Here is a 596-nt window from a genome sequence, read left to right on the forward strand (position 1 = left end):
GCACCGTTCGACAAAGTCACGGTCACTGGCGAGCCAGCGGCGTTGGTCAGCGTAGCGGTGTAAACGATCGAGCCACCTTCGGCCACGGAACCGGTCGCACTCAGAGACAGGTTGGTGGTGTCGGCAACGTCGGTGACAGAAGTCGAGACCGGAGTTTTATCCGCAACCAGATCTTCGAAGTTGCCACCGGTTACGCCAGTGATCGAGTTGGTCAGCGGCGCATTGCCGGTCAGCGCATCGTTCGCAGCAACAGCAGTTGCAGTGCCAGTAGTCTGGCCGACGCCGATGGTGATGGTCTGACCGTTGGCCAGGGTCACGACCACAGGCGAGCCAGTCACTGGTGCACCAACGGTGGCGGTGTAAGTCACGGTGCCGCCTTCAGCCACCGAAGTATCGGCGGTCAGTTTGACGGTCGAGGTATCGATGGTATCGGTGACAGTCGTTACGGCCGGAGCTGTGCTCGGTACCAAGTTCTCGAAATTGCCGCCGGTAGCGCTGGTGATCGTTGCCTGAACAGAGCCGGCGTCTTTGTAGACGTCGTCGGACGGTGCAGGAACAGTTGCGGTGCCGGTGGTTTCGCCAGCCTTGATGGTGAT

At 60.4% G+C, this 596-nt stretch carries 1 protein-coding gene; it reads right to left on the reverse strand.

What is annotated here, in order from left to right:
* Positions 1-596, reverse strand: a 596-nt coding sequence (locus tag V8J63_RS27695) for an immunoglobulin-like domain-containing protein (protein ID WP_336464967.1), incomplete at both ends; no start/stop codon positions are given.

The sequence above is a fragment of the Pseudomonas sp. CCNWLW23 genome (assembly GCF_037095675.1).
Taxonomy (GTDB): domain Bacteria; phylum Pseudomonadota; class Gammaproteobacteria; order Pseudomonadales; family Pseudomonadaceae; genus Aquipseudomonas; species Aquipseudomonas atacamensis.